Annotated in this window: 26 protein-coding genes; 14 read left to right on the top strand and 12 right to left on the bottom strand. The window is 69.1% G+C overall.

The window, feature by feature from the left end:
* Nucleotides 1-5: 5 nt before the first annotated feature.
* Nucleotides 6-614, bottom strand: a complete 609-nt coding sequence (locus AC1DER_RS10410; RefSeq protein WP_441815458.1) for a TIGR00645 family protein — start codon at nt 612-614, stop codon at nt 6-8.
* A 152-nt stretch (nt 615-766) separates the two neighbouring features.
* Between AC1DER_RS10410 and AC1DER_RS10405 the strand changes: the two genes are divergently transcribed.
* The 4 genes from AC1DER_RS10405 (at nt 767) to AC1DER_RS10390 (ending at nt 5,182) form a co-directional block, all read left to right on the top strand.
* A complete protein-coding gene (locus AC1DER_RS10405) occupies nt 767-1,456 on the top strand; it encodes a glutathione S-transferase N-terminal domain-containing protein (protein WP_477248187.1) in 690 nt (229 codons plus the stop codon).
* 41 nt (nt 1,457-1,497) lie between these two features.
* On the top strand, nt 1,498-3,708 hold the full coding sequence (locus AC1DER_RS10400) for a S9 family peptidase (RefSeq protein ID WP_477248215.1): 2,211 nt from the start codon (nt 1,498-1,500) through the stop codon (nt 3,706-3,708).
* Nucleotides 3,709-3,845: 137 nt separating this feature from the next.
* The gene (locus AC1DER_RS10395) at nt 3,846-4,337 is read left to right on the top strand and encodes a BON domain-containing protein (RefSeq protein ID WP_477248185.1); all 492 of its coding nucleotides are present in this window, start codon (nt 3,846-3,848) and stop codon (nt 4,335-4,337) included.
* Nucleotides 4,338-4,447: 110 nt separating this feature from the next.
* Complete coding sequence (locus AC1DER_RS10390; protein ID WP_477248183.1) at nt 4,448-5,182, top strand: response regulator transcription factor; 735 nt, start codon at nt 4,448-4,450, stop codon at nt 5,180-5,182.
* A gap of 74 nt (nt 5,183-5,256) precedes the next feature.
* On the opposite strand, the gene AC1DER_RS10385 is transcribed toward AC1DER_RS10390, so the two are convergent.
* Nucleotides 5,257-6,927, bottom strand: a complete 1,671-nt coding sequence (locus AC1DER_RS10385; RefSeq protein ID WP_477248181.1) for an NAD(P)/FAD-dependent oxidoreductase — start codon at nt 6,925-6,927, stop codon at nt 5,257-5,259.
* A gap of 318 nt (nt 6,928-7,245) precedes the next feature.
* Here AC1DER_RS10385 and AC1DER_RS10380 point away from each other — a divergent pair, with 318 nt between their 5' ends.
* Together AC1DER_RS10380 and AC1DER_RS10375 are read left to right on the top strand one after the other, a co-directional pair.
* The gene (locus tag AC1DER_RS10380) at nt 7,246-7,782 is read left to right on the top strand and encodes a hypothetical protein (protein ID WP_477248179.1); all 537 of its coding nucleotides are present in this window, start codon (nt 7,246-7,248) and stop codon (nt 7,780-7,782) included.
* 113 nt (nt 7,783-7,895) lie between these two features.
* Nucleotides 7,896-9,713: a DUF885 domain-containing protein gene (locus AC1DER_RS10375; RefSeq protein ID WP_477248213.1), complete on the top strand. Its 1,818-nt coding sequence runs from the start codon at nt 7,896-7,898 to the stop codon at nt 9,711-9,713.
* Nucleotides 9,714-9,763: 50 nt separating this feature from the next.
* Here AC1DER_RS10375 and AC1DER_RS10370 read toward each other — a convergent pair whose 3' ends face one another.
* Nucleotides 9,764-10,447 (bottom strand): YdcF family protein, encoded by a 684-nt coding sequence (locus AC1DER_RS10370; protein ID WP_477248177.1) that lies wholly within the window; start codon nt 10,445-10,447, stop codon nt 9,764-9,766.
* A 163-nt stretch (nt 10,448-10,610) separates the two neighbouring features.
* On the opposite strand from AC1DER_RS10370, the gene AC1DER_RS10365 reads away from it, so the two are divergent.
* The 3 genes from AC1DER_RS10365 to AC1DER_RS10355 are packed head-to-tail and all read left to right on the top strand — an operon-like array spanning nt 10,611 to nt 13,433.
* Complete coding sequence (locus tag AC1DER_RS10365; protein ID WP_477248211.1) at nt 10,611-11,789, top strand: beta-ketoacyl-[acyl-carrier-protein] synthase family protein; 1,179 nt, start codon at nt 10,611-10,613, stop codon at nt 11,787-11,789.
* Nucleotides 11,786-12,589: a beta-ketoacyl synthase chain length factor gene (locus AC1DER_RS10360; RefSeq protein ID WP_477357935.1), complete on the top strand. Its 804-nt coding sequence runs from the start codon at nt 11,786-11,788 to the stop codon at nt 12,587-12,589. The genes AC1DER_RS10365 and AC1DER_RS10360 overlap by 4 nt, the downstream gene beginning before the upstream one ends.
* 1 nt (nt 12,590) lies before the next feature.
* Nucleotides 12,591-13,433, top strand: a complete 843-nt coding sequence (locus AC1DER_RS10355) for a glycosyltransferase family 2 protein (RefSeq protein ID WP_477248418.1) — start codon at nt 12,591-12,593, stop codon at nt 13,431-13,433.
* A 6-nt stretch (nt 13,434-13,439) separates the two neighbouring features.
* Here AC1DER_RS10355 and AC1DER_RS10350 read toward each other — a convergent pair whose 3' ends face one another.
* The 9 genes from AC1DER_RS10350 to AC1DER_RS10310 all read right to left on the bottom strand — a co-directional run bounded on the left by AC1DER_RS10350 (nt 13,440) and on the right by AC1DER_RS10310 (nt 20,655).
* A complete protein-coding gene (locus AC1DER_RS10350; RefSeq protein ID WP_477248403.1) occupies nt 13,440-14,000 on the bottom strand; it encodes a hypothetical protein in 561 nt (186 codons plus the stop codon).
* Between the two features lie 82 nt (nt 14,001-14,082).
* Nucleotides 14,083-14,823 carry a 3-oxoacyl-ACP reductase FabG gene (fabG, locus tag AC1DER_RS10345; RefSeq protein WP_477248406.1) on the bottom strand — a complete coding sequence of 247 codons (741 nt, stop codon included), beginning with the start codon at nt 14,821-14,823 and terminating at the stop codon, nt 14,083-14,085.
* Nucleotides 14,824-14,883: 60 nt separating this feature from the next.
* Nucleotides 14,884-15,321, bottom strand: a complete 438-nt coding sequence (locus AC1DER_RS10340; protein WP_477248408.1) for a hotdog family protein — start codon at nt 15,319-15,321, stop codon at nt 14,884-14,886.
* Nucleotides 15,314-17,650 (bottom strand): MMPL family transporter, encoded by a 2,337-nt coding sequence (locus tag AC1DER_RS10335; protein ID WP_477248410.1) that lies wholly within the window; start codon nt 17,648-17,650, stop codon nt 15,314-15,316. The genes AC1DER_RS10340 and AC1DER_RS10335 overlap by 8 nt, the downstream gene beginning before the upstream one ends.
* Before the next feature lie 26 nt (nt 17,651-17,676).
* A complete protein-coding gene (locus AC1DER_RS10330; RefSeq protein WP_477248412.1) occupies nt 17,677-18,363 on the bottom strand; it encodes a LolA-related protein in 687 nt (228 codons plus the stop codon).
* On the bottom strand, nt 18,275-19,291 hold the full coding sequence (locus tag AC1DER_RS10325; protein WP_477248414.1) for an LpxL/LpxP family acyltransferase: 1,017 nt from the start codon (nt 19,289-19,291) through the stop codon (nt 18,275-18,277). Before AC1DER_RS10325 ends, AC1DER_RS10330 begins: the two co-directional genes overlap by 89 nt.
* The gene (locus AC1DER_RS10320) at nt 19,288-19,593 is read right to left on the bottom strand and encodes an ApeI family dehydratase (RefSeq protein ID WP_441815472.1); all 306 of its coding nucleotides are present in this window, start codon (nt 19,591-19,593) and stop codon (nt 19,288-19,290) included. The genes AC1DER_RS10325 and AC1DER_RS10320 overlap by 4 nt, the downstream gene beginning before the upstream one ends.
* A gap of 46 nt (nt 19,594-19,639) precedes the next feature.
* Nucleotides 19,640-20,332, bottom strand: coding sequence for a COG4648 family protein (locus AC1DER_RS10315; RefSeq protein WP_441815473.1), 693 nt, complete (start codon nt 20,330-20,332; stop codon nt 19,640-19,642).
* Between the two features lie 53 nt (nt 20,333-20,385).
* Entirely contained in the window at nt 20,386-20,655 is a 270-nt protein-coding gene (locus AC1DER_RS10310; protein ID WP_477248416.1) for a phosphopantetheine-binding protein, read from the bottom strand.
* 135 nt (nt 20,656-20,790) lie between these two features.
* Here AC1DER_RS10310 and AC1DER_RS10305 point away from each other — a divergent pair, with 135 nt between their 5' ends.
* The 5 genes from AC1DER_RS10305 to AC1DER_RS10285 all read left to right on the top strand — a co-directional run bounded on the left by AC1DER_RS10305 (nt 20,791) and on the right by AC1DER_RS10285 (nt 26,258).
* Nucleotides 20,791-22,155, top strand: coding sequence for an NAD(P)/FAD-dependent oxidoreductase (locus AC1DER_RS10305; protein ID WP_477248420.1), 1,365 nt, complete (start codon nt 20,791-20,793; stop codon nt 22,153-22,155).
* Nucleotides 22,156-22,169: 14 nt separating this feature from the next.
* Nucleotides 22,170-23,162: a chorismate transformation FkbO/Hyg5 family protein gene (locus tag AC1DER_RS10300; RefSeq protein ID WP_477248422.1), complete on the top strand. Its 993-nt coding sequence runs from the start codon at nt 22,170-22,172 to the stop codon at nt 23,160-23,162.
* A gap of 126 nt (nt 23,163-23,288) precedes the next feature.
* A complete protein-coding gene (locus AC1DER_RS10295; protein ID WP_441815475.1) occupies nt 23,289-23,537 on the top strand; it encodes a hypothetical protein in 249 nt (82 codons plus the stop codon).
* A 223-nt stretch (nt 23,538-23,760) separates the two neighbouring features.
* Nucleotides 23,761-25,212, top strand: coding sequence for an OprO/OprP family phosphate-selective porin (locus AC1DER_RS10290; protein WP_477357932.1), 1,452 nt, complete (start codon nt 23,761-23,763; stop codon nt 25,210-25,212).
* A gap of 20 nt (nt 25,213-25,232) precedes the next feature.
* On the top strand, nt 25,233-26,258 hold the full coding sequence (locus tag AC1DER_RS10285; RefSeq protein WP_441815477.1) for a sulfate ABC transporter substrate-binding protein: 1,026 nt from the start codon (nt 25,233-25,235) through the stop codon (nt 26,256-26,258).
* Nucleotides 26,259-26,303: the final 45 nt, after the last annotated feature.

Raw genomic sequence — 26,303 nt, 5'->3', positions numbered from 1 at the left:
GACCGTCAGTGCGCCGCCTTGTGCGGCTTGCCGACCTGCGCCATCAGCCTGTCGGTGTAGGCGATGCCGATCGCCGACAGGATGAACACGCAGTGGATGATGGTCTGCCACATCACACCGGCTTCGGTGTAGACCGCTCCCTTCGTCACGGCATCGGCCGCTGCCGTGGTGGCTGCGGCGGCGACGACCGGATCGGCGCCCAGCGACCCGATGGCGATGAAGGTCTTGAGCAGGTGGATCGAGGAAATGCCGATGATCGCCATCGCCAGCTTTACCTTGAGCACGCTGGCGTTGACGTGGCTCAGCCATTCGGGCTGGTCGGGGTGGCCCTCAAGGCGCAGGCGCGAGACGAAGGTTTCGTAGCCGCCGACGATCACCATCACCAGCAGGTTGGAGATCATCACCACGTCGATCAGGCCGAGCACGGCGAGCATGATCAGCTGTTCGCTGAACGTGGTCGCGTGCGAGATCAGGTGCCAAAGCTCCTTGATGAACAACACGACGTACACGCCCTGGGCGACGATCAGGCCCAGGTACAGCGGCAGCTGCATCCAGCGCGAGCTGAAGATCAGGGCCGGGAGGGGGTTGAGGGGGCGTTCGGACGTCTGCGTCATGCGGCGGGGGCGTTCGTTTGCGGGCCGGCTAGGGTACCGGCCGGCCGCGGGCCCCGCCAATCCAGACCTTGCATCTTCTGGCCGTTCGGCACGCTCCGGGACCGGGCCGGCCGCCTTACACTCCGACCTCCCCATTGCCAGGGCGTCACCTGATGATCGACCTGCACTACTGGCCGACCCCCAACGGCCACAAGATCACCCTGTTCCTCGAAGAAGCAGGGCTGGACTACACCATCCACCCGGTCGACATCGGCGCCGGCGACCAGTTCAGGCCCGAATACCTGAAGATCTCGCCGAACAACAAGATGCCGGCGATCGTCGACACGGCGCCCGCCGACGGCGGCGAGCCGATCAGCGTGTTCGAGTCCGGCGCGATCCTGCTGTACCTGGCCAACAAGACCGGCCAGTTCTTCGCCGACGACCTGCGCGGCCGCGTCGAGGTCAACCAGTGGCTGCACTGGCAGATGGGCGGACTGGGACCGATGACGGGCCAGTACGGCCACTTCCACGTCTACGCGCCCGAAGTCCTCCCGTACGCCAAGGACCGCTACAAGCGCGAAGTGCTGCGCCTGCTCGGCGTGCTCGACAAGCGCCTGGCCGACCGTGAATACATCGCCGGCCACTTCAGCATCGCCGACATGGCGGCGCACCCGTGGATCAATCCCTACACCAAGGCGCCGCTCGACCTGGAGCCGTTCGCCAACCTGCGCCGCTGGCATGCCCAGGTCGCCGCACGGCCGGCGGTGCAACGCGCATATGCGGTTGCCGAACGCTACGGCGCCAAGCGCGAGATGACACCTGAAATGCACAAGATCCTGTTCGGCACACCTGAGACTAAATGAAGAACTTCACCGCCCGCGGCGCCGCCGCCTGCCTGCTTGCCATGTCGATCGCAACCGTCCCCGCCCTCGCCCAGAAGACCGCACCGGCCACGCCGCAGAAGCTGACGCTCGAAGCGTTGGCTGGCGATGCGCCGCTGTCGGGGCCGAGCCTGATGAAGGCGAAGGTCGCCCCCGACGGCAGCCGGGTGACCTTCCTGCGCGGCAAGGAGAGCAACAAGAACCGCCTCGACCTGTGGGCCTACGACGTCGCCAGCGGCCAGACCGCGAAGCTGGTCGATGCCGATGACATCCTGCCGGGCGAGGAAGTGCTCAGCGATGCCGAGAAGGCGCGCCGTGAGCGCCAGCGCATCGGTGCGTTCAGCGGCATCGTCGATTACCAGTGGGCACCCGACAGCAAGGCGCTGCTGTTCCCGCTCGGCGGCGAACTGTACCTGTACGACCTGGCCAGGTCGGGCAAGGCCGCGGTGCGCAAGCTCACCAGCGGCGAAGGCTTCGCCACCGATCCGAAGCTCTCGCCGATGGGCGGCTTCGTCAGCTTCGTGCGCGATCGAAACCTGTGGGTGATCGACCTGGCCAGCGGCAAGCAGGCCCAGCTCACCCGCGACGGCAGCGCGACGATCGGCAACGGCGTCGCCGAGTTCGTCGCCGACGAGGAAATGGACCGCCACACCGGCTACTGGTGGGCGCCCGACGACTCGGCGATCGCATTCGCACGCATCGACGAAACGCCGGTGCCGGTGCAGAAGCGCTATGAGGTCTATGCGGACCGCACCGAAGTGGTCGAGCAGCGCTATCCGGCCGCCGGCGACCACAACGTGCTGATCAAGCTCGGCGTCGTCGCGCCCAAGGCCGGCGCCGCGCCGAAGTGGGTCGACCTGGGCAAGGACCAGGACATCTACCTGGCGCGCGTGGATTGGCGCGACCCTCAGCACCTGTCCTTCCAGCGCCAGTCGCGCGACCAGCACACGCTCGAGCTGATCGAAAGCGACCTGGCCAGCGGCAAGCAGCACGTGCTGGTCACCGAGACCAGCAAGACCTGGGTGCCGCTGCACAACGACCTGCACTTCCTCAAGGACGGTCGCATCCTGTGGAACAGCGAGCGTAGCGGTTACGAGCATCTGTACGTGCTCGACGCCGACGGCGGCAATGCCAGGGCACTGACCAGCGGCGACTGGCCGGTCGACAGCGTGCTCGAGGTGGATGAAGCCGCCGGCCAGGTCTACTTCGCCGCGGGCAAGGACTCGCCGCTGGATGCGCAGGTCTATCGCGTGCCGCTCGACGGTGGTGCGATCGTCCGCCTGTCGAATGCCGACGGCGTGCATTTCGCCAGCTTCGCCGCCAATGCCAGCGTCTTCGTCGACAACTGGTCGAACCCGACCACCCCGCCGCAGCTGGAGCTGTACCGCAGCGACGGCACCCGCATCGCCGCGCTGCTGAAGAACGAGCTCAGCGACCCGCAGCATCCGTACGCGAAGTTCGCCGCCGCGCAGCGGCCGATCGAGTTCGGCACGCTGACCGCCGCCGATGGCAGCACGCCGCTGCACTACAGCCTGCTCAAGCCGGCCGGTTTCCAGGCAGGCAAGCAGTATCCGGTGGTGGTTCTGGTCTATGGCGGCCCGGCCTCGCAGACGGTCAAGCGGGCCTGGACGCCGGACTTCAACCAGTACCTGGCGCAACACGGCTATGTCGTGTTCTCGCTCGACAACCGCGGCACGCCGCGTCGCGGCGCTGCGTTCGGCGGCGCGCTGTACGGCAAGCAGGGCACGGTGGAAGTGGCCGACCAGCTGCAGGGCGTGCAGTGGCTGAAGAAGCAGCCGTGGGTCGATGGCAAGCGCATCGGCGTGTACGGCTGGTCCAACGGCGGCTACATGACCCTGATGCTGCTGGCCAAGGCCTCCGACCAGTACGCCTGCGGCGTTGCCGGCGCACCCGTCACCGACTGGGGTCTGTACGACACGCACTACACCGAGCGCTACATGGGGCTGCCGGCCGGCAACGCCGACGGCTATCGCCAAGCACGCGTGCTCGAGCACATCGAAGGCCTCAAGTCGAAGCTGCTGCTGATCCATGGCATGGCCGACGACAACGTGCTGTTCACCAACTCGACCTCGCTGATGAGCGCACTGCAAAAGCGCGGCCAGCCGTTCGAGCTGATGACCTACCCGGGCGCGAAGCACGGCCTCAAGGGTGCAGACAACCTGCACCGCCTGAAGCTGACCGAGGATTTCTTCGGGCGCTGCCTGAAGCCTTGAGTGGTCAGGAGCCTCCCGCGAGCGCGGGAGGCTTCCTTGCGCGCGTTACGTTAAGAAACCATCGCCGCTTCTTCGCGCAGCGTTTTCGACCCGTTTGGCAGCATGTTGGGTCCGTGCTCCATTCGAGGTGAACCGACATGCATGAACGAGCCGCAACAGGCGCGCTGATCACGCTGCGCAACATGGCGCTGGCCTTCGCCGCCGGAACGCTGGCGATGTATTTGCTGGATCCGCGTAGCGGCCGCCGGCGCCGCGCGGTCATCCGCGACCGCACCCGCTCCGCGGGCAATGAGGCCGGGCGCTACGTCCAGGGCAAGGCGGTGCGGGCCACGAACCAGCTCAAGGGCGCCGTGGCGAAGACGCGCGCACATTTGTCCGCGCAGCCGGTCGACGATGATCTGCTGCACGAACACATCCGGGCCCGTCTCGGTCGCCTGGTGGACCATCCCCACGACGTCGAGGTGCATGTGCGCGACGGACGCGTGCAACTGAAGGGAACGGTGTCGGAGGAGCATTTCGATGCCCTGCTCCGCACGGTGTCGTCGATGCGCGGGGTGAGGAACATGGAAAGCCTGCTGCGCACCAGGCCGTCACCGGGGTCCAGCGCGCCGCACCCGGGTCCGCACTGACCGCCCCCCCCCCGGGCCGCTGCCGGGCGCCTGGCGGAACCATACGCTCCACAACACCGTCTTCACGGGCGCCGCGGCAGGGTAGCTCCCACTTCAAGGGGGGGCCCTGTATGCCATTGTCAGAAGGCGGTTTGATATTGGTTGTTGAGGATCATTCCACCATCGCCGAGCTGATCGGCGAATGCCTGGAACGCATCGGATATGACGTCGATTTCGCGCGCGACGGGGTCGAAGCGCTCAGGCGCATCGACGAAGATGCCTATGACCTGGTGATCCTTGACCGATCGCTGCCTCGGCTGGACGGAATCGACGTCTGTCGGCGCATCTCGCAGCGGCAGGGCATGAGGCCCTCGGTTCTCATGCTCACTGCGCACGAGTCATGGGCAGACAAGGTCACCGGGCTGGAGGCAGGCGCGGACGACTACCTCACCAAGCCCTTCGCACCGGCCGAACTGCAGGCGCGCGTAACGGCCTTGATGAAGCGCATCCGCAGGGAAGTTGCGGGCATGGTGCTGCAAGTGGCCGACCTCACCCTCGATTGCGAGTCCATGCGCGTCCATCGAAACGGCGTGGAGTTACACCTGACGCCCACGGGGCTGCGCCTCCTGACCATTCTCATGCGTCAGTCTCCCCGCGTGGTCAGCCGCGAAGAACTCGTGCGAGCGCTTTGGCGAGGTGAAGAGCCGGAATCGGATTGCCTGCGCAGCCACCTCTACCAGGTGCGCAAAGCGGTCGATGCGGAAAGTAGCCGGCCCCTGGTGCACACGATGCTGACGGCCGGCTACAAGATTGCCGACGTCGGCGTGCGCGGCCATGAAGACACCCGCGAGGCCTTCGCTGCGTAATGGGGCTGCCTGGCGGACGCCCGAACCCGCTCTCGACGTTGTGCATCCCCGCCTGGATCCGACACCCTCAGGCGCTATGCAGCACGCGTCGTGCGCGAAACGATATCGAGCGCGACCGCTTCGGCGGTGCGGATGCCATCGACGCCAGCCGACAGGATGCCGCCCGCGTAACCAGCACCCTCGCCTGCCGGAAACAGGCCGCGTGTGTTCAGGCTGTGGCCGTCCTCTCCACGCGTGATCCGCACCGGCGAGGACGTGCGGGTTTCCACCCCGGTCAAAATCGCGTCGTGCATCGCGAAGCCGCGGATCTGCTTCTCGAACGCCGGCAGCGCCTCGCGGATCGCTTCGATCGCGTACTCGGGCAGCGATGGAGCGAGATCGCCCAGGCGCACGCCGGGCTTGTACGAGGGCTGCACGGTGCCGAACCCGCTTGACGCTTTCCCCTTCAGGAAGTCGCCCACCAGTTGCCCCGGCGCTTCATACTCGCCGCCACCCAGCTCGAACGCCCGCGCTTCCCAGTGACGCTGCAACTCGATGCCTGCGAGTGGGCCATTGCCGCACTGCGCGTAATCCTCTGGCGTGATGCCACAGACGATCGCCGCATTCGCGTTGCGCTCGTTGCGCGAGTACTGGCTCATGCCGTTGGTGACCACGCGCCCGGGCTCGCTGGCCGCGGCGACCACGGTGCCGCCCGGGCACATGCAGAAGCTGTACACCGAGCGGCCGTTGCGGCAATGGTGCACCAGCTTGTAATCGGCCGCCCCGAGCAGCGGATGCCCGGCCTGCGCACCGAAGCGGGCGGTATCGATCAGCGATTGCGGATGCTCGATACGGAAGCCGATCGAGAATGGCTTTGCTTCGACGAACACGCCGCGCCCGTGCAGCATCGCGAATGTGTCGCGCGCACTGTGGCCCAGCGCAAGCACGACGTGGTCGGCGCGCAGTTGCTCGCCGCTGTCGAGCGTGACACCGCGCACGTGGCGCGTGCCGGCGTGGTCGGTCTCGATCAGCAGATCGTCGACGCGCTGGCTGAAGCGGATTTCGCCGCCGAGGGATTCGATCGTCGCGCGCATCTCCTCCACCATCGACACCAGGCGGAACGTGCCGATGTGCGGTTTGCTGACGTAGGCGATCTCGTCCGGCGCGCCCGCCTTGACGAACTCGTCGATGACCTTGCGCCCGTAATGCTTCGGGTCGCTGATCTGGCTCCACAGCTTGCCGTCCGAGAACGTGCCCGCCCCGCCTTCGCCGAACTGCACGTTGGACTCGGGGTTCAGCACCTTCTTGCGCCACAGGCCCCAGGTGTCCTTCGTGCGCTCGCGCACGGCCTTGCCACGTTCGAGGATGATCGGACGGAAGCCCATCTGCGCTAGCACCAGGCCCGCGAACAGGCCGCAGGGCCCCATGCCGATGACGAGTGGGCGCAGCGGAAGTCCCTTGGGCGCGCGCGTCACGAACTTGTAGCTCGTGTCTGGCGTGCGCATCACCTTGCTTCGGTCGCCGGTGCGCGCGGGCCCTGCGGCTTCGGCCTCCATTCGCTGAAGGATGTCTGCTTCGCGCGGCGTGTCCACGTCAACCGAATAGATCAGCACGATCGCGCCGCGTCGGCGTGCGTCATAGCTGCGCTTGGCGACGGTGTAGCCGACCAGCTCGTCGTCGGCGATGCCAAGCCGCGCGAGAATGGCTTGGCGCAGCGCCGGCTCGGTGTGGTCCAGTGGCAGGTTGAGGTCGGTGAGTCTAATCATCAGGTGCATCCGACGGCGCAGTTCGTCGCCGAAATTGGGGGCCGAGGCGCGCGCACGTGGTGCGGCTGTTGCGGCGGTAACGCGATGAGCGACGTTTCCTGGGCTGGCAGGAGGCTATCGAAGGAGGCATCTTACCGAACGGCCACCAGGGGTCGGAAGCGGAGCCTCCGTGCGGGCCTCCTTCGCAGGCCAAGGGTGCCAATGTCGCCCTGTCCGGCAACGTTGCCGGCGTTTCCTGCAGCCGTGGCCGGTTTGGAAGACGGTGTTGCGTTCGGCTGTATACGACCGGCCTCACCCTTTCGATCCGGAGAGAAAGCGATGACCAAGTGGATGGCACTGGGATGCACCGCGGCCGTGGCCTGCGGGTACGCAGCGTTGACGCATGCCCAAACCGTGGCCGCCGCGACGCCGGCGCCCGCCGCCGGCACAGCCACCCAGGGCGATCGACTGGTGATGGCGGATAACGAGTCGTTCCTGATGCCGCTGGACGACATGAAGAACGTCCATCCCAGCTACCCGCAGAACCTCCTCAGTCTGAACCTGCCTCCCCGCATGGTGTGCCTGCGGGTGGGTATCGACGAGAAGGGCGCGGTGACCGTTGTCGCCAAGGCGCCCGCCTCGGAGATGTGTCCCGCGGGTGCGGAAGCCGAGTTCCTGGCGGCATCGCAAGCCGCGGCCAAGACCTGGAAGTTCGATCCTGCACTGCGCTGTGTCTTTCGCAACGCGAAGGACAAGGAACGGGCGGTCGCCAGCTGCGATGGCGGCAAGAGCGTTCCGCAGGCGGTGACGCTGGTTTATCGATTCCGGTTTGAGCAGGTCGGCGGAAAGCCCACGGTGCATGTGATCGGCGGGTAACGCGCGCCGCCATGCGGCCCACTCAGATTGCCCCCCCGTGACCTTCGGGGTATAGCCGCCGGCCGCGTCTGCCGCCATGCTCGCCGCTCTGTCCCGGAACCCGCGAAGCCATGATCAAGCCGCTGACCCTCGCCATCGCCCTCACCCTCGCCGCGGGCTCACCCGCCCTGCTCGCAGCCACGCCCGCTGCCAAGACGCCCGCAACGAAGTCCGCCGCCGCCAGGCCCGTGCCGGCGTGGGTGACCAAGAGCAACGAGTACGCGCAGGTCCTGCTGAAGTCGCAGGCCGAGTTCGCGCCCGAGCAGATGTCGTTCTTCGGCGTGCCGGGCTACGACGACCGCGTCGCCGATCTGAAGCCGGACAATGCCAAGCGCTACCGCGACGCCACCGCCAAGGCGAAGACCGAGCTGCAGTCCAAGCTCGCCACCGAGCGCGATCCCAACGTGCGCCAGGACCTGGCGATCATGATCAAGGCCGCCGACGAGAGCATCGAAACCAGCGCGCTCAACGAGAAGCTGACGCTGCCGTGGAACGATGCGCCGCAGATGGTCTTCAGCGGCCTGCAGGGCCTGCTCTCCGACCAGACCCCGCCCGAGCGCCGCGCGCGCGCACTCGACCGCCTCAAGGCCTACGTCGGCCAGGCGCCGGGCACGACGCCGATCACCGAACTGGCGCGCGCCCGCTACGAGGAACGCGCCGGCGACAAGGCCCTGCTGCGGCCGACGAAGCTTGAAGTCGAGCAGGCACTGGGCAACGTCGATACCTACGTGGCCGGCATCAAGGACCTGTTCGCCAAGTACAAGGTCGCCGGCGCCGACGAAGCGCTCGCGGCGATGGACACCCAGCTCAAGGCCTACGGCCAGTGGGCGCGCAGCAGCGTCCTTCCCGAAGCGCGCACTGACACCCGCCTGCCGGCCGAGCTGTATGCCAACCAGCTCAAGCAGTACGGCATCGACATCGATCCGCAGTTGCTGATCCGTCGCGCCCAGGTCGAGTTCATGGAGACCCGCGCGGCGATGCAGCAGCTGGCTCCGCTGGTGGCGAAGGACAAGGGCCTGAAGGTCAGCGACGAGCACGACTACGTCGGCGTGATCCGCGCGTTGAAGCAGCAGAACATGCCCAACGACCAGCTCGAGGCGCGCTACCGCACGGTGATCGACCAGATCGACCCGATCATCCGCGCCGAGCGCATCGTCGACGTGCCGCAGCGTCCGATGGTGATGCGCCTGGGCAGCGAGGCCGAATCGGCCGCGCAGCCGGCACCGCATTTCCTGCCGGCGCCGCTGATCGGCAACACCGGCCAGCAGGGCCAGTTCGTCCTGCCGGTGTCGGTGCCGACGCCGGACGGCAAGGCGCTGTCGTATGACGACTTCAACTTCGACGCGGTGCGCTGGACGCTGTCGGCGCACGAAGGCCGCCCGGGCCACGAGCTGCAGTTCACCGCGATGGTCGAGCGTGGCATCTCGCTGGCGCGCACGATGTTCGCCTTCAACTCGGTCAACGTCGAAGGCTGGGCGCTGTATGCCGAAGCCGAGATGGTTCCGTACGAGCCGCTCGACGGGCAGCTGATCGCGCTGCAGTTCCGCCTGATGCGCGCCGCGCGCGCGATGCTCGACCCGATGCTCAACCTGGGCCTGATCGACCGCGACGCGGCCGGCCGCATCCTCAGCGACAAGGTCGGCCTGTCGGAAGCGATGACCAAGCAGGAACTGGACCGCTACACCTTCAATGCCCCGGGCCAGGCCGGCAGCTACTTCTACGGCTACAGCCGCATCCTCGAGCTGCGCATGGAGACCGAGGTGGCGCTGGGCGACAAGTTCGACCGTCTGGCCTTCAACAACTTCCTGCTCGACCAGGGCCTGCTGCCGCCGGATCTGCTGGCGAAGGCGGTGCGGGAAGTGTTTGTCCCGGCGCAGAAGGCGAAGAAGTAAGGGCGGCCCTCACCCCAACCCCTCTCCCGCAGGCGGGAGAGGGGCTTGAACTAACTGACGCGGGCCAACATCCGCCGGTGCCCGATCAACCGCGCCCAGCGCGCGCCGACGTCGGTCATGCACACATAGCCGGCTTCGCCGGCCAGACGCAGCCAGGTGCGCCGGTCCAGGCGCAGGTGCGCTTCGGCCGCGCACAGTTCGACATCGAACCCGAGCCGGCGCGCGAACAGCGCACAGCGGGCGAGGTGGTAGCGGCTGCTGAGCAGGGTCACCCGCGAGCGCATCCGTTCGCCCAGCAACATCCGCGCGTTGCGCAGGTTCTGCAGAGTGTCGCGCGACATGGATTCCAGCAGCAGCGGCGCGTCTTCGCCGATGCCGCGGGCAAACAGGCCCTGGCGCGCCAGTTCGGCTTCGGTGGCCTCGCCCGGCGCGCCACCGCCGAGCAGCACCACGCTCGCCGGAGGCCGCACCTTCCACAGCGAGACCGCCCGGTCCAGGCGCGCTTCGAAGTCGTGGTCGATACGCCCTTGCGGCGAATGCTTGCCGAACAGAAGCACGCACTGGCCTTCGCGGGGTTGGCAGGGCGCTCGCCGCGCCACTCTCAGGACGTGGACGAAGTAGCCCAGGTAAACCAGCCCGGCACTGAACACACAGGCCGCGACCGCCACGGCCATGGCGTGGAGGACGTCCCGGTCGCCAAACAGGGCCAGTCGGTGGTCGGTGCGGCTGGTCACTGTGAACGGGCGCGTCTACGGGCAGAAAACCTACGGGCATTCAGTTTACGCGGCGGGTGGGCGCAAGGTGCGCTGGCTATACTCTGCGTTCTTTGCAAGAGAGTCCTGCGTGCCGCCTGCAGCCCCGCACCATGCCCACCCGGCCCGCCCCGCCGTAGCGCCGATGCCGCCCCTGGCGATCCGCGCCTACACCGCGACCAGCGCCGTCGGTCGCGGCCGCGAGGCATTGGCGACGGCATTGCGCGAATCGCGCAGCGGACTGCGTCGCAACGATTTCGGCACGTCTACGCTGGACTGCTGGATCGGTCGCGTCGACGGGCTGGAGGACCTGCCCCTGCCGGAGCGCTTCAGCCGCTGGGACTCGCGCAACAACCGGCTGGCCTGGCTGGCGCTGAACCAGGACGGTATCCCGGAAGCGATCGCCGCCCTGGTCGAGCGGCACGGTGCCGACCGCATCGCGGTGGTGCTGGGCACTTCGACATCGAGCATCGGCGCCACCGAGGACGCCTACGCGAACCTCGAAGACGGCGCCTTCCCGGCAACGCTGGCACGCGCCGACGTGCATACGCCGCATTCGCTGGGCGAGTTCATCCAGCAGGCCACCGGCCTTCGCGGACCGGCGGTGACGGTGGCCACGGCCTGCTCGTCGTCGGCGAAGGTGTTCGCCCAGGCGGCGCGGCTGATCGCGGCCGGCCTGGCCGATGCCGCGCTGGTCGGCGGCGTCGACACGCTGTGCGGCAGCGTGCTGTTCGGTTTCAACTCGCTGCAGCTGGTCGCGGCCGAACCGTGCCGGCCGTTTGATGCCGATCGCACTGGCCTGTCGCTGGGCGAGGCCGGCGGCTTCGCCGTACTCGAACGCGCGCAGCCGGGCGATGCCGGGCTGCAGCTGCGCGGCTATGGCGAATCCAGCGACGCCCACCACATGTCGTCGCCGCATCCGGACGGCCTGGGTGCGCAACTGGCGATGCGCGATGCGCTCGCGCGCGCCGGCGTCGAAGCCGGCGACATCGGCTACCTCAACCTGCACGGCACCGCCACGCCGGCCAACGATTCGATCGAAGCAGCCGCGGTGGCCGGTCTTTTCCCCGACAGCCTGCACGCCAGTTCGACCAAGGGCTGGACCGGGCACACGCTCGGCGCCGCCGGCATCGTCGAGTCGGTGATCGCGCTGATCGCGCTCGAGCACGGTGAACTGCCCGGCACGCTCAACAGCCACGCGCCCGATGTCGCCTGTGGCCCGCAGATTCGCTTCCACCCGCAACGCACGCAGATCGCCTTTGCGATGAACAATTCCTTCGGCTTCGGCGGCAACAACTGCTCGCTCGTGTTCGGTCGCGCATGACGTCTCTGCAGGCCCACATCGAAGGCATCGGCTTCTGGACGCGCGGGCTGCCCTCGTGGGAGGCCGCACTCGCCCACGCCGCGGACGGCGCCCTGGTGGCCGATGCGCCGTCGCGGCCGTCGCCGCAGCTGTTGCCGGCCAACGAGCGCCGCCGCGCACCGGACACAGTGGCAGTCGCACTCGACGTGGCGATGGCGGCCTGCCAGGCCGCCGGCCGCGACCCGGCCACGCTGCCCTCGGTGTTCGCCTCGACCCACGGCGACCTGGGGATCACCGACTACATGTGCGAGACCCTGGCCGGCGATCCGCTGGCACTCTCGCCGACCCGTTTCCACAATTCCGTGCACAACGCCGCCGCGGGCTACTGGACCATCGGCACCGGTGCGATGGCGCCGGCCAGCGCGATCAGTGCACGCGAATCCAGCTTCGCCCAGGGCCTGCTCGATGCACTGGCCCAGCTCGCCAGCGGCGACGAAGCCGTGCTGCTGGTCGCCTATGACGGCCAGGCCGCCGGGCCGCTGAAGCAGATGGCGCCCAGCGACGGCCTGCTCGGCGCGGCACTGGTGCTGTCGCAGCAGGCATCGCCCGGCCATCTCACGCTGCGCGCACAACTGGTGGCGAGCGGCGGCCACCAGGACGATGCCGGCCCGCTGTCGAAGTTGGCGTCGGCCAACGCGATGGCGCCGATGCTGCCGTTGTTCGACCTGCTCGCGCGCGGCCATGGCAGCGTGCGGCTGGTCGCCGGCCCGGACCACGACCTGCTGATCGACGTGTCATCGGCGGAGCTCGCCCGTGGCTGACATGCCGACCCGCCCGGTGCGCCTCACCCGCGACGATCTGGTCGTGGTCATCCCCGCACTCAACGAAGCCCTGCGCATCCGCGAAGTGGTCAGTGGCGCGCTGGCCGAATGCCCGCGCGTGCTCGTCATCGACGACGGTTCCGACGATGGCACCGCCGAGCGCATCGCCGACCTGCCGGTCACCGTGCTGCGCCACGCCGCCCGCATGGGCAAGGGCGCGAGCCTGCGCGACGGGTTTGCCGCGGCCCTGGCCATGGGTGCACGCGCGATCGTGACCATGGACGGCGACGGCCAGCACCTGGCGCGCGACATCCCGCGCCTGCTTGCCTCGGCCAACCGCCATCCCGGCCATGTCGTCATCGGCGCGCGGCTGCGCCATCGCTCGCAGCAGCCGCTGCACCGGCGGCTGGCCAACGAGTTCGCCGACTGGGGCATCGCCTGGGGTACCGGCTACGGTGTCGCCGACAGCCAGAGCGGGCAGCGCCTGTATCCGGCCGAAGTCGCCGCGCTGGGTGAAGTGCCGGGCGAGGACTTCGTGTTCGAGGCGCAGATCCTGATCTCGGCCGCGCAGCAACTGGGCACCCGCTGCGTCTCGGTGCCGATCGAATCGCGTTACCAGAGCGTGCACGGCGACGAGCAGTTCCGCGCCAGCCACTTCAAGCCGCTGCGCGACTTCAGCCGCATCACGTCGCACATCGTCAGCGGCGTGTTCCGCCGGGGCAGCATCCCGGCGATGTTCCGCAGCATCCGCGCCAATCCCGCGCTGATCGACGACGCCGACGGGATGCCGTTGCGCGAGCCCGGTCGCGAGGCACTGTCCGCGCTCGACGACGGGACGCTGTAGGCGCGCCTACTCTCCCTTCGAAAGCGCGCTCTGCGTCTGGGTGCCCTGCGGCTGCGGTTTCGCGCCCTGCGGTTGCGGCTGCGCGCCTTGCGGCATTGGCGGCGGCGGCATCGCATCCGGCGGCGGCGGGTTGGCGACGAAGATCGCCACGCCGTGCGCGTACTTCTTGGTCGGCGAGATGCTCACGCCGATGCCGCCGGAGCTGAAGTTTCCGCCGTGGTAGCCACCATAGCTGCCGCCACCGGCACCCACACCGATGCTGCTGCCGCCATAGCTGTTCTCGGCGCCCACGAACAACACGCCGTTGGCGCCCAGCTTGGCCGCTTCGATGCGCAGCTTGTTGATGACGTCGTTCAACTTGTTCTGCTCGCCATAGGTGAAACCGCCACTGGCGGTATCCAGGCGTGCGATTTCCTCGAAGCCGTTCGGCGGAGGTGTGAAGTAGACGCGGACCTGCGATGGATCGATCGGCGGACGCGGCGTGCCGGTGACCAGCTGCGATGTCGACGAGCAACCGGCCAACAGGGCCAACAGGACAGGAGCGAGGGACAGGAGGACGCGGCGCATGGTGGCGAATCCGGGTCGGGGTGATGCGCCGATCCTACGCCAGGCCACGCACACCGGCCAATGCGACTTTCCCGGCGTTCAGTCAGGTCATGCCGCCGTCAACGCCGATGACCTGGCCGTTGATGTATCCGGCCGCATCCGAGCACAGGAACCCGACCAGCGCGGCGACTTCCTCGGCGCGGCCGGCACGGGCGGCCGGCACCATCTGCTTGATCGCCTCGGGCGGGAACGCGGCATCGGCCATGCGGCCGGCGATCACCCCCGGGGCGACGACATTGCAGGTGATGCCGCGGCTGCCCATCTCGCGCGCCAGTGATTTGGTCGCGCCGTGCAGCGCCGCCTTGGCGGCGGCGTAGTTGCTCTGGCCGCGGTTGCCCAGCACCGCCGCCACCGAGGACACGCTGACCACCCGCCCCCAGCGCGTGCGCGCCATCGGCAACAGCAGCGGTTGGGTGACGTGGAAGAAGCCGTGCAGCGACACGTCGATCACGTGCTTCCACTGGCGCTCGCTCATGCCCGCCATCGGTGCGTCGTCGTGGATGCCGGCGTTGTTGACCACGACCTGGATGGGGCCGTGTTCCAGCAGCGCGGCCATGGCGATCGCGGTGGCGGCGCCATCGGCGACATCGAAGGCGACCGCGTGGGCGCGGCCGCCGGCGGCCTCGATCGTGGCGACCAGCGCCTGCGCGCGTTCGAGGTTCTGGTTGGCGTGGACGATCACCTCGCAGCCGTCGGCGGCCAGGCGCTGGCAGATCGCACTGCCGATGTCGCCACTGCCGCCGGTGACCAGGGCGCGGCGGATGCTGGGTGCGGGCTTCTCCATGGCCGCGATTGTGCGCGAATGGCTTCAGCCCCGATAGCTCAATAGATCAGGTCTGATAGATCAGGTCTGATAGATCACGGCGGCGCGACCGCGCGCGACCTCGGCGTCGCCATGCCGGATCACGAATTCGTACTGGCTGCCGGCCGTATCGGCGATGAGGCAGTGCGCCTCGACCTCGAGCGCCCCGGGCAGGTCGTCGATGCGTTCGGCGCGCAACTGCAGGCCGCGCAGCGACACCAGCAGACCGGGCTTCACTGCCTCGCCGGCGGCGCGCGCAAGCAGGCCGCCGTGCACGGCCATCGCCTGGGCGCCGTACTCGCCCAGGTGCACCGCGTGCAGGCGCCCGTCATGACGCAGCGGGTGGTGCGGGTCGCGGTGCCCGTGCGAACGCAGGCGGATGCGCTGGCCGTCCCACTCCACGACTTCCTGCCACAGGCACATCGCCCCCTGGTGCGGCACCAGCGAGGCGATGTCGATGGCAGCGCCTGCTTCATCCACCGTGGGTGGCCCCGGACACCGGGGCGCGCACGATCAGCAGCGCCAGCACGAAGTTGCAGACCACGCCGAGCGCGACCGTCGCGCCGATCGCGCGCAGCACCGGGATGCTGGAAGCGGCCAGCAGCGCGAATACCAGCAGCGTGGTCAGGCTGCACACGATCACCGCGTGCAGCGTGCGCAGCTGTTCGGCGCGGTCGTCGCCGGCGTGGTCGAAGAACAGGGCGTAGTCCAGGCCCAGGCCGGCTGCGAGGATCAGCGACACCAGGTGGAACAGGTTGAGCTCGACGCCCATTGCACGCAGCACCGCCAGGATCAGCAGCGTGCTCAGCGCCATCGGCGCCAGCACCCGCAGCACACGCCGCGGCGAACGCAGCGCGAACCACACCGCCGCGGTCAGCAGCACCGCCGCCAGCGCCAATGCCCACAGCACGCGCTGTCGGTACTGGGCAACCAGCGATTCCGATGCCTGCTTGAGGTCGAGCAGCTGCGCACCGTGTGCGCTCGCCACCGTGGCAACCGCAGCCGGATCCTGCAGGCCGCTCAGTGCGACCAACGCGGTGACGTGGCCCCCGCGCTGCAGCAGCAGGCCCTCGACACTGGCAGCCAGGGGCGTGCCGGCCAGGTCGCGCGGCGCCAGTGCCGGCGCCTGCTTCGCCCGCTCGATGTCGGCGACGAACGCATCGAAGGCATCAGGCTGGAACGGGCCGCCGGCCATCGCGGCATCGAGCGCCTCGCGCAGCGTCGGCCGATCCGGCAGGCGCGCCTGGCGCGCGTGCTGCGTCGCCGCGCTGGGCAGGTATCGCGCCGCCAGGTCGAAGCCACCGATCGCGCCCCTGGCGCGCAGGTCCTGCAGCGCCGGCAGCAGGCGCTCGGACGAGCGCAGCGCGGATTCGACATCGGGTTGCTGCACCACCAGCACGTAGCGCACGTCCGGCGCGCCCAGTTCGCTGCGAAGTTGTGCATCGCGGGCGAGCGCCGCCGGTGGCACCGGCGTCAGGCGGCCCAGGTCGTTCTGCCAGAACGAGCCGGGCGCGAACGCGGCCACGGCGGCCGCAACCAGCGCCACCAGCAGCACCGCGCCACCGCGCATGCGCGGCCAGCGCGCCAGGCGTTCCCAGCAGCGGCCCAGCCAGACCGAGTCGGCGGCATCGCGCGGCGCCGGGTCGATCAACGCCGGCAGCAGGAAACGCGTGGCCAGCGCCGCCGTCGCCAGGCCGACCACGGTGAACACCGCCAGTTGCTGCAGGCCATCGACGCCGGACACCAGGAAAGTCAGGTAGGCGATGCAGGTCGAGGCCACGCCAGTGGCCAGCGTGGGCCACAGCGCGCGCGCACTCGCCCACGGAGATACGCCGGCGCGCTGGTGACTGAACAGATGGATCGGATAGTCCTGGACCACGCCGATCAGGGTGAATCCGAACGCCACCGTGATCCCGTGCACGCCATCGAACGCCAGCGCGACCGCACCCAGCCCGACCAGGCCGGCGCTCGCCAGCGGCAACCCGCCCAGCAGCGGCGCTTTCCAGCTGCGGTACGCCACCCACAGCAGCAGCACGAAGACGAGGCTGTCGAGCGTGCCGATCAGGCTGGCTTCGCGCGCGGTGCGGTTGCCGATCTCGACCGAGAACGCACCCGGCCCGGTCAGCGACATCCGCATGGCGCTGTTGCCGCGCACGGCGGCGAATGCGGCCTGGATCGAATCGAATGCGGCCTGCTGGCCCTTCGGATCGAAGCCGGCGGCATGGGTCTCAACCGCCAGCAGCGCTTCGCGTCCGGCCTTGTCGAACCACACGCCATGCAGGCGCTGCGGCGCGTTCGCCGGTTGCCAGGCTTCGGCCAGCTTCAGGGTTTCCAGCGTCGGATCGGCCGGGAGCAGCGGCTCGATCATCGCTGCGGCCGGCGAGCCGAGGTCCTGCATGCGTGCGTCGAGTTGCGCGCGCAGGAAATCGGCGTCGAGCGCCTGTGCGTCCAGCGAGTTCGACAGCAGGTAGCGGTAGGGGCGCAGATGCGCCGGGATCGCTTCCGGGCCCAGCGCCGCGCCGTTGGCCACCAGCTTGAACGACGGCAGCGAGACCAGGCGCTCGCGCAGCGATTGCGACTGCGCCGCCAGCGTCTGCGCATCCGCGCCGGTCAGGCCGATCAGCAGCAGGCGCGAGCCCGGGCCTTCGCCGAGTTCGTCGATCAGCAGCTTCTGCGCGGGCGTCTGCGGCGCCGGCATGAACTTGCGCAGGTCGCCGCTCAGTTGCAGGCGCGGCGCGACCAGTGTCGCCAGGATCAGCAGCGAGACCAGCCACAGCAGGGCGAGCGCCAGGCGTCGCGCCGCACTCATGGACGGCTCATTGACCGGTGCAGCGCTCATCGAGCGGTGTCGCCGTGGCACAGACCGGTCAGCGCTGCGGTGTCGGCGATGCTCGCGGCATCCACGGCGGCGCCGGCCAGCAGCGTGCGCTGCGGCGGCGCGCTGCCGGCGGTGCGCGTCTCGATGCAGCGCAGCTCGGAGCCGCGACCGTACAGCGCGATCGCCTGCAGCCGCGTCGACAGTGCGGCTTCCTTCGGCACCAGGGTCAGCGTCCAGTTCTGGCGGGTGCCGTCGGCGGACAAGGTGTAGTGCTGCTCCAACCCGGCGCGGTCACCGCCCAGCAGCGCGGCGAAGTTGGCCTGGAAACCGGCCAGTTCCGGCACGCGCGACAGCGCGAACTTGCGCGGCGCCTGGCCGGCGCGCGTGATCGTCGCCTCGCCTGCGCGCAGCGTCGTGGTTTCGGCGTAGGGCGTGCGCACTTCGCGCACCAGCGTGTCCACATCTGGCCGCAGATACTGGCCGGTCAGGCGCAGCGGCGTCTTCAGCAATCTCGATCCGCGCACCTCCACGAAAGGCGTGCTCGCCGGCACCGGCCGCGCGATGCCTTTGAGGATCCAGCCCGCATCAACTGGCGTTGCCGCGCCCGGCGCGGCGTCAGTGGCGGCCGCGCACAGCGTCGCGCTGGCCAGCAGCCACAGCGGCGCCAGTCGTCGCGCCCACGCCTTCACTTTGTTGCGCCCCATCGTCATCCGCTGCGTCATTGCCATCCCAGAAATCGTAGAAGTTGAACCAGTTGTAGGGAGCGCCGCGCGCCTGTTCCTGCAGGCGCGCCGCGTAACGCCGGACCACCGCCGCCACCGCGCCGCGCCGCTGGCTGCGCGAGGCATGCTGGCCGAGCAGGCCCGAGCCGTCGCTGAATTCCTCGAAACGCAGGTCGTAGCGGTTGCCGCCACGGTACAGGCCGAAGGCGAGCACGACCGGCACCCGCAGGGTCGCGGCAATCAGCCATGGCGAGTTCGGGAACGACGCGTCCGCGCCAAGGAACGGCACGCGCGTGACGGCTTCGCCGGGCGCGGCGCGATCGACCAGCAATGCCACCAGCTCGCCATCGGCCAGTGCCTGCTGGATCGCCAGGACGATGGCGACACCTGGCTGGCCGGCGTCGATGACGTCGCGTGCAAGCCGCGGGTTGAGCGCGTCGAGCAGCTGCGTCACCGCCGGGTTGTGCGCGATGTCGAGCACGACCCGCACCCGCAGCGAGGGCCGCGTGGTCACCAGCACGCGCAGCGCATCGAAGCTGCCCAGGTGCGAGCCGAACACCAGCACGCCTTCGCCGCGGTCGACGCGATGGGCCAGCGCCTGCAGGCCATCGACGCGGATGTCGAAGCGCGACAGCTGGCCGCTGAGCAGGAAGACGCGATCGAGGATGGTCGCGGCAAAGGTGTGGATGTGGTGGGCGACGTTCCACCATCGCGGCCGCTGTCCGAGCACGCGCGCGAGGTAGGCACGCGAGGCCCGCCGTTCGGGCCCGCGCACCAGCAGGAAATAGGCCGTGATCGGGTACAGGCACAGCCGCGCCACGGTCCGGCCGCCGTAGCGGGCGATGCTGCGGATCACCCACAGTGCGAACCGGCCACCACCTTCCGGGCGCTGCTTCCAGTGTTCGTTCACGCCGGCTCCGCATCGACGCTGTCGGCGGCGGCGATCACTTCGCCACTGGCCAGCAGCGTGTCGCCGCGCAGTACGCGGAATCGCCAGCGCGGCGCGGCGCCATCGAGTTCGATGCGCGCCTCTTGCTCCGGCAGCAGCGGCTGCAGGAACTTGACCTGCGGCAACCGCAGCGGCGGCAGCGGCCCGTGCAAGGCCTCGATGGCTTCGACCACACGCTCCAGCAGCACCACGCCAGGCACCAGCGGCCGGCCCGGGAAATGACCGGGCAGGCAGGGATGGTCGGCGGGGATCACGAAACCCATGGCGGCGGCGGGCACCTGTGCGAAGGCGCACAGGATAAGGCACGCCTCAGGCGAACAGGTCGCGCCAGAACTTCGGGCCGAGGGCGGCCATCTGCCGCAGGAAGTCGAGCAGGTTGCGGTACGGCCGGTGCGGGAACAGACGCCGGCGCAGTGCGTACTCGCCGAGGAAGAAGCCGCCGACGATGCCGTAATTGGCCAGGTTGGCGAACAGCGACCACTGCGACTGGGTGATCGACAGCGCCGGGACGTGACCCAGCCGCGCCAGCACGCCGCCAGGCACCGCGATCATCGCCAGCACGCCATTGGCCAGCGCCAGCAGCGCGAGCACCGTCGCCCAGGCCGCGGTGAGGCGGCGCGAATACCGGTACAGCTGCGGCGCCAGGCCGGCCGGCGTGGTGCGTTCCATGGCCGCCACGATCCGGGTGATCAGCGCCTCGCGCGGCGCGCGCAGGCTGCGCCCGAACAGCCAGGCGACCAGGCCGACGAACACCATCGGCGGCGCCAGCAGCAGCAGTTGCGCGTAGGGCGTGGCCGCCAGCCAGACCAGGCCGGCGCCGAGCAGCACGGTCAGCGCCCAGGCCCACCCGCGGCGCTCCAGCAGCGGCACGGCCAGCAACAGCACGACCAGGTCGGCCAGGGCTATCGCCGCCGCCAGGCCGCCGCCGTCCTCGCTGGCCCAATGCGCGAGCAAGGGGTAGACGACTGCCAGCAACAGCGGCAGCACGGCGGAAGGATTCAAGGGGATGCGCCTGGGAGAGCCGGGGGTCAGCGGGGCTGGCGGGATTGGCGAGGTCAGGCAGTCTTGTGCTGCTCGATGTGCGCGGCCAACGCGCGCAGCGAGGCGAAGATGCGCCGGTTCTCCTCGTTGTCCGAGCGCAGCTGGAAGCCGTAGCGCTTGGAGACCGCCAGCGCCAGTTCGAGCGCGTCGATCGAGTCCAGGCCCAGGCCTTCGCCGAACAGCGCCGCTTCCGGGTCGATCTGCCCGGCCGCCACGTCCTCGAGGTTCAGGCTGTCCACCAGCAGTTGCGCCAGTTCGCGTTCGACGGGGCTTTGTTCAGACATCGGGCAATCCAGGGACAAAGGCAATCAAGGGGCGCAACGATCCGGCATCGCGACGCCGTACGCAACCCGTATCATTCGCGCATGACCGAAACCGCAACTGCTCCCGCCCCGGCCGACGCCGCTGCGGCCGCGGACCTGAACGCGCAGCACCCCCAGCCGGACCCGATCGACACCGACGTACTGGTGATCGGCGGCGGCCCCGCCGGCACCACCGCCGCGACCCTGCTGGCGCGCCGCGGCTGGCGCGTGCTGCTGCTGGAAAAGGACTGCCACCCGCGCTTCCACATCGGCGAGTCGCTGCTGCCGATGAACCTGCCCATCCTCGAGCGCCTGGGCGTGCTCGACCAGGTCAGGGAAATCGGCACCTTCAAGCCGGGCGCCGAGTTCCCGATCGACGTCGACAACTACAACACCTTCCGCTTCGCCCGCGCGCTCGATCCCAAGTTCGGCTACGCCTACCAGGTCAAGCGCGAGGAGTACGACGAGCTGCTGTTCCGCCACAGCCAGGCCAATGGCGTCGATGCGCGCGAGCGTCATCGCGTCGAGCGTGTGGAATTCGGCGCCGACGGCCGCCCGCAGCTGGTGCATGCGCGCGATGGCGACGGCAACGCGTTCACGATCAAGCCGCGCCATGTCGTCGACGCCAGCGGTCGCGATGCGTTCTTCGGCAGCCAGCTCAAGCTCAAGAAGAAGAACCCGCTGCACCAGTCGGCGGCGATCTTCAGCCATTTCAGCGACGTCGAGCGCCGCCCCGGCGAGGACGCCGGCAACATCACGGTGCAGCGCTTCGCCCACGGCTGGATGTGGCTGATCCCGCTGCGCGAAGGCGTGATGAGCGTCGGCGCGGTGTGCTTCCCGGAGTTCCTCAAGCAGCGCCGCGGCGAAACCGAGGCGTTCCTGATGAAGGCGCTGGAGTCGGAGCCGTCGGTGTGGAAGCGCATGCGCAACGCAAAGCGCATCGGCCCGGTGCACGTCACCGGCAACTACTCCTATACCTGCACGCAGATGCACGGCCCGGGCTGGGTCATGGTGGGCGACGCCTATGCGTTCGTCGATCCGGTGTTCTCCTCGGGTGTGTACCTGGGCATGAACAGCGCCGAGCAGGCCGCGGACGTTGTCGACGGGGCGCTGCGCGAGCCTTCGCGCGAGGGCGCACTGCAGCGCGCGATGAGCAGGCGCCTCAAGCGCGGCCTCAAGCATTTCCAGTGGTTCATCTACCGCTTCACCACGCCGGTGATGCGCCACCTGTTCAACCACCCGCGCAACTACTGGCAGGTCGAACAGGCGGTGATCTCGATGCTGGCCGGCGACGTCTTCGACAACCCGGCCGTGCTGCGCCGCTTGCGCGTGTTCCGCTTCATCTATGCGATGACGGCGCTGAGCATGGCGCCCGAGGCGCTGCGTGGCTGGCTGCGGCGGCGACGCCAGGTCGGTGTCGACGTCGGCCTGGCCGGCGGTCGCGACACGCTGCAGCCCGGCAACGGAGATCCGCGCTCGTGAGCGCCGTCCGCCCGATGTTGCAGCCACCGCACCTGTCGGTGGACTACGTGCTCGATGCCAGCCCGCAGCAGTTGCTGGATGGCGGCGACACGCTCGCGGTGATCGGCTTCGGCAGCCATGCCCCGCACCATGACGACCCGCGCTACCTGCGCGTCGCGCTGCAGCCGCATGGCGTCGCACCGCTGGAGGTGTGGCGTGGCCGCGGCCCGGTCATCCGTGGCCGCGACGGCGACGTCGCCTGGGCCGAGGACGGCGCGCTGCAGTTCGGCGCCATCGAGCTGGACGAGGCGCCCGGCGCCGGCGGCATGAGCGACATCGAGGCGACGTCCGAGCGCCTCTACGCGCGCATGTCCGCGTTCCTGCGCGAGCGCGGCTACCCGCACCTGCTGCGGGTATGGAACTACCTCGACGGCATCACCCTGGGCGAAGGCGACGAAGAGCGCTATCGCCAGTTCTGCGTCGGTCGCGCCCGCGGCCTGGGCACGGTCGACCCGACCACGCTGCCGGCGGCAACGGCCATCGGCCGCGTCGACAGCGAGCGCCGCCTGCAGGTGTACTGGCTGGCCGCGCGCGCCCCCGGCACGCCGCTGGAGAATCCGCGCCAGATCAGCGCCTACCAGTACCCGCGCCAGTACGGCCCGCAGCCGCCGAGCTTCGCCCGCGCGATGCTGCCGCCGGCAGACGGTGCGATGCCGCTGTTGCTGTCCGGCACGGCGGCCATCGTCGGCCATGAATCGCGCCACATCGATTCGGTGGTGACCCAGCTCGACGAGACGCTCGCCAACTTCGACAGCCTGCTGAGCGCCGCGCGCGCGCAGCGGTCGACGCTGCCGCCACAGTTCGGCGCGGACTCGCGGCTGAAGGTGTATGTGCGCCAGCTCGACGAGATGGATGCCGTGGCCGCGGAGCTCGACGCGCGCCTGGGCCCGGACGTTCCGCGCGTGCTGCTGCATGCGGCGGTGTGCCGGCGCGAGCTGCGCGTGGAAATCGACGGCGTGCATTCGTAGTCGCAGCCGGTCATCCCCGCGCAGCCGGGGATGCATCGATGTTGCGCGGTTGGCATCCGGGGCTATCGCCTCCCACCGCCCGCGGCTATGGTGCGCGGACGCCAACATCATCTGGGAGTCACCGAAATGGGTTTGATCAGCCTGCTCTGGGGAATCTTCGCCATGCTCTGGATGGTGGTCGCGCTGATTCCCCTGCTGGGATGGGGCAACTGGCTGTTGATCCCGTTCGCCTCCGTCGGCGCCATCATTGCCGCGATCGGGATCCTGTTCACCAGCCCGGGCAACCGCGGCCGCGCCAAGACCGGCCTGGTCCTCAACGGGATCGTGATCATCGTCGGCATCGTCCGCCTCGGCATGGGCGGCGGGATCATCTGAGCCCTGCTCGCTCCGCGGCATGAACGGAAGACCGGCGCCTTCCTGTGCCGGCTTCCATATGCCGGGCTGCTCCGCCCGGCCATCGGCGAAATGCCTGTTGGGCATGAGCAGATGACGCAAAACCTTTTCCCTCCGCCACCTCCGGCCCCCAGAGTCGCGTCATGGACGCTGCCCGGACGCGGCATCCTGCTGCCCCCTCCCCAAACCTGAATAGGAGCCGGCGATGCCGACCCCGCACCGAACGTCGTCCCCCGTGGCCTGGCTGAGCGGCGCGCTGGCCTGCGCCCTGGCCGCGCCGGGCCAGGCCCAGACCGCGCCTGCCGCCCCCACCGTCGAAGACCTCGCCCGCCGCCTCCAGGCCATCGAGCAGCGCCTGGGCACCGCCCCGGCGAGCAGCGCCGACAGCGCCGGCCTGACCGACCTGGACCAGCGCCTGCGCGTGATCGAACGCAAGCTCGAGCTGCAATCCGAGGAAGCCGCGACCCGCGCCGCCAGCACGCCGACCGTGTCGCTCAGCGCCAGCAAGGGCCTGGCGGTGAAGTCGCCGCCGCCCGGCGATATCGAGGTCAAGTTCAAGGGCCTGGTGCAGGGCGATGGCCGCTTCTACATCGACGACGACCAGTACCCGCAGAGCGACACCTTCCTGCTGCGCCGCATCGAACCGACCATCGAAGGCACCTGGGGTTCGCTGATCGGCTTCCGCGTCACCGCCCAGTTGGCCGGCGACAGCGCCACGACCAGCGACGTCTACCTCGACCTGAAGTTCGATCCGCGCGCAACCGTGCGCATCGGCAAGACCAAGGTGCCGGTCGGCCTGGAGCGCCTGCAGTCGAGCGGCTCCACCGCGCAGGTCGAACTGGGCCTGCCGGGCGAACTCGCCCCGGGACGCGACATCGGCGTGCAGCTGCAAGGCGAATTCGCCAGCTCGACCGTCAGCTACGCGCTGGGCGTCTACAACGGCGCGGTCGACGGCCGCGACGGTGCCACCACCAACCCCGACAACGATTTCGAAGTCGCCGCGCGCGTGTTCGTGGAGCCGTGGAAGAACGATGGCACGGCATTGTCGGGCCTGGGCTTCGGCATTGCCGGCAGCACCGGCGACAAGCAGGGCGTGGGCAACAATTTCCTGCCCCGCTACCGCACGCCCGGACAGGTGCAGTTCTTCAACTACCGCGGCGCGGTCGCGGCCAATGGCGAGAACTCGCGCTGGTCGCCGCAGGCGTTCTGGTATCGCAACTCCTTCGGCGTGCTGGGCGAGTACATCAGCTCCACGCAGGAAGTGCTGCTGCCGGCGAGCGGCGCGCGGCAATCGCTCGACAACCAGGCCTGGCAGGTCAGCGCCGGCTTCGTGCTCACCGGCGAAGACGCCGGATACAAGGGCGTAACACGGCCTAACCATCCTTTTACGCTCGGCAGTGCAGGCTGGGGTGCGTGGGAGCTGGTGGCACGGTACGGCGAACTGGATGTCGACGACGACGCGTTTCCGCTGTTCGCCGACCCCGCCGTCGCCGCCAGCCGCGCGGAGTCGTGGGGACTGGGCGTGAACTGGTACCTCAACAGCAACCTCAAGCTTGTCGCCAACTACACGCAGACCACGTTCGAGCGTGGCGCCCCTGCCGGCGCCGACCGCGAAGACGAAAAGGCCTTCTTCACCCGCGCGCAGTTCTCGTTCTGACCTTCCCCCAGGAAAGTGCCATGACCCCGACTTCACGCCACACGCTGTTCCGCTCCGTCGTCCTGGGCTTCGCGCTTGCATTGGCTGGCGGCACCGCCGCGGCCAAGGACGTCGAACTGCTCAACGTTTCCTATGACCCGACGCGCGAGTTCTACGCCGACGTCAACGAAAAGTTCGCCGCGCAATGGAAGCAGCAGACCGGCGAGACGCTGAAGATCCGCGCCTCGCACGGCGGCTCGGGCAAGCAGGCGCGCTCGGTGATCGACGGACTTGAGGCCGACGTCGTCACCCTGGCGCTGGCCGCCGACATCGACGCCATCGCCACCAACGGCAAGCTGCTGCCGGCCAACTGGCAGACGCGCCTGCCGCACAACAGTGCGCCCTACACCTCGACCATCGTGTTCCTGGTGCGCAAGGGCAATCCGAAGCAGATCCGCGACTGGAGCGACCTGGTCAAGCCGGGCGTGGGCGTGATCACCCCCAATCCGAAGACCTCCGGTGGCGCCCGCTGGAACTACCTGGCGGCGTGGGCCTGGGCCTCGCAGGAATATCGCGACGGCGGCAAGGTGGTCGACTTTCTGACGCGCCTTTTCAAGAACGTTCCGGTGCTCGACACCGGCGCGCGCGGCGCCACCACCACCTTCGTCGAGCGCGGCATCGGCGACGTGCTGCTGGCGTGGGAGAACGAAGCGCTGCTGACGCTGTCGGAGGCCGACACCCGCGACAAGTTCGAGATCGTCGTGCCGAGCCTGAGCATCAAGGCTGAACCGCCGGTGGCCTGGGTCGACAAGAACGTGGACCGTCATGGCACGCGCAAGCAGGCCGAAGCGTACCTGCGCTATCTGTACACGCCCGAAGGTCAGCGCCTGGCGGCCAAGCATGGCTATCGCCCGGCCGAACCCGACAAGGTGCCGGCAGCCGAACTGGCGCGCTTCGCCAACGTCAAGCAGGTGACGATCGATGGCGCGTTTGGCGGCTGGAAGAAAGCACAGGCGGAGCATTTCGCCGACGGCGGTTTCTTCGACAAGATCTATCAGCCCAAGTGATGCGACGTGCGCCCCTCGCTTGCCCGCACTTCTGCCCGACCCGTC

The organism is Lysobacter sp. 05T417, from assembly GCF_056396405.1.
Note: the sequence above shows the minus strand (reverse complement) of the source record. Positions and strands in the feature narration are given on the sequence as shown.